At 60.4% G+C, this 1,922-nt stretch carries 2 protein-coding genes and 1 pseudogene; all 3 read right to left on the bottom strand.

Features of this window, described 5'->3' with window-relative positions:
- Nucleotides 1-377: pseudogene (locus tag ACPXB3_RS22325) on the bottom strand (hypothetical protein); the annotation flags it as partial.
- A 17-nt stretch (nt 378-394) separates the two neighbouring features.
- Nucleotides 395-1,552 (bottom strand): GAD-like domain-containing protein, encoded by a 1,158-nt coding sequence (locus ACPXB3_RS22320; protein WP_425729828.1) that lies wholly within the window; start codon nt 1,550-1,552, stop codon nt 395-397.
- Between the two features lie 107 nt (nt 1,553-1,659).
- Nucleotides 1,660-1,922: immunity 49 family protein (locus ACPXB3_RS22315; protein WP_425729826.1), on the bottom strand; the 263-nt coding region annotated here is incomplete at its 5' end.

The raw sequence follows: 1,922 nt of genomic DNA, 5'->3' as shown, positions 1-1,922 counted from the left end.
CCCAACCACAACGCATCCAACCAATCCGGCGCCATCGTCCGCGGATTCGGACCCGACGACCCCGTCTCAAACTCCCGGCCCAACACCTCAAACGACAACCGATGCTCACCCTTCGGCAACGACGCCCGCGCAAACTGCACCCGCGCCACCTCACACGCCGCATCCAACGACGACCACACCTCCTCCCCCACCACACCACCCGAACCCACCAACGACCACACACACGTATTCAGCAACTCATCCTGAAGACTATGAATCCGATCGCTATTCCACGGACGGTCCAACTCCAAATAGAATTCAACATCCTCCCGAGCGCCATCGAGCCTCATCGTTACATAACCCGGGTCCCACTCGTGCCACCGCTCAATATCCACCATCAGCCAATCCACCAGCCTCAGAAACCCTCCGGACGCAAAATATCCGGCAATTCAGCACGCGACACCCCGCCCTCTATCTCCGACGTCCACCCCAACGCCTCCAACTCATCAAACAAGTATTCCACCTGAAACCGGCCACCAGCAAAAATCGTAACCTTCATTCCCGACCAATCCGGCTCCCGGTCAAGGATCTCACGCCCCAACAGACGCAACCGGCGATTCACATCCTCATGAATCAACATCACCACGCGCCACGCACCCGCAGGCGTGTAAATCGCAGTCGACAACGCGTAACCTACAGCGCCATTGCGCACCAGCGTGCACACCACCGCCTGCCACGTTCCATCCTCATCCGACGCCAACTCCCGAACCCCCTCCGCAAACCGACGCACCAAACTCGCCATATTGCCGACCCGCGCATCCACCTCATCAGCAGGCACCGACAAATCACCCACCCCACCAGACTCAACCGGAACCACCCCACCACCAGCCGCACCCGCAGCCTCCGGATCAACATCCGTCAGCCGAGGACCCACCTCCGCCGTGAACTCACCCCGACGAATCTTGTCCAACACAAACAAATGCTCACGCACCTTCACCTTCTGAATATGGCTTACCTCCGCCGGCCCCCCCAACAGAATCGACGGCACAAACCCATAACACTCATCCGGCCCCACCGGCCCCAACCGCTCCAACGCCTGCATAAACAATCCACGATCAGCAGTATCATAAATATCCATTGCGCGATCCTGCATGCCCGAGAACCAGGCAAACGCCGCCGATTCCGGGTTGGAACGTTGCGCATGCCTCGACCAAAACTGACCGGTTGCCGGCGCGACGGACAAACACACCCCATGACCAGGACTCCAAAACCACACCTCCCCAAACGCACTCCGCGCCACCGGCACCAACAACGAACCCGGCTCCAAAAACGACACCTTCACACCCCGCAACATCTCCTCCGACGCAGCCGCCCACTGCAACGGATCCACCAACCACATCGCACCATCCCAAAACCCCGAAAACCCCACCCGCCGCCACAACTTGACCAACACATCCGGCACCACACCACCAAACTCCGCCACATGCTCATCACCACACACCGGCCCCTGCCAAAACACCGGCAACGCCTCAGCAAACCCCTCCACCAACTCATCCAAATCCCGCGGCACCATACCGAACCTCCTTCTGATCCGACCACTCCTGCAACCACGCCCGTAATGCCGGCTCCTCGCGCTGGCCCATCGACCGACCTGGATGAGCAGCCCTGGATGAGCAGCGGCTACCGCAACCGATCCCGACGCTCGTACAACAACGCCGCCGGCAAATACTGCGACTCCACCCCCACCTCGAAATCCGAATCCACCGCCGCGCACACCGGACCCAAAATCCCCCACGGCACAAAACCCTCCTCCTCACGCACCCGATTCTCCACCGGCCGCGTGTAATACTCCTTATTCCCCTCCAACGCCGTCCGCACATCACCCCGAAACTCACTACGGCTCCCCGACACCACATCCCACAACAACCGCACCGACGGCCAAA

The organism is Gordonia sp. DT219, from assembly GCF_049847065.1.
In the GTDB taxonomy this organism is placed as follows: domain Bacteria; phylum Actinomycetota; class Actinomycetes; order Mycobacteriales; family Mycobacteriaceae; genus Gordonia.
Note: the sequence above shows the minus strand (reverse complement) of the source record. Positions and strands in the feature narration are given on the sequence as shown.

Bases quoted from the DNA above. Each gene is read 5' to 3' on its own strand.
- ACPXB3_RS22320 (WP_425729828.1), bottom strand. From the start codon at position 1,552: ATGGTGCCGCGGGATTTGGATGAGTTGGTGGAGGGGTTTGCTGAGGCG.